Source organism: Bradyrhizobium cosmicum (assembly GCF_032290525.1).
Classification (GTDB): domain Bacteria; phylum Pseudomonadota; class Alphaproteobacteria; order Rhizobiales; family Xanthobacteraceae; genus Bradyrhizobium; species Bradyrhizobium cosmicum_A.
Genome location: NZ_JASXTA010000215.1, coordinates 1 through 274 on the forward strand (window position 1 = coordinate 1; position 274 = coordinate 274).

Below are 274 nucleotides of genomic sequence, written 5' to 3' on the forward strand. Positions count from 1 at the left end.
GAGTGAAACGGCTTCGATCGATGACGTCATTCCGCGTGCCGACGTCGTCAAACGCGCAACGCGCATTGGCGCTGAAATTAGGAACGTTAAGCTGTCGGGCGATTTGTCGGACCAGACGATTGCCGCGATCCACAGCGTTCTGCTCGAGCGCAAGGTCATCTTCTTCCGCGACCAGGGTCATCTCGACGACGCCGAGCAGGAGCGTTTTGCTCTTCGTTTTGGAAAGCTTGAGCCGCATCCGACAATCGGTGCTACCAAGGGAACGGCATCGATG

1 protein-coding gene is annotated in these 274 nt (G+C 57.3%); it reads left to right on the forward strand.

What is annotated here, in order from left to right:
- Positions 1 to 16 precede the first annotated feature (16 nt).
- The coding region (locus QSV46_RS39710) for a TauD/TfdA dioxygenase family protein (protein ID WP_409997293.1) at positions 17 to 274 on the forward strand (258 nt) is incomplete at its 3' end.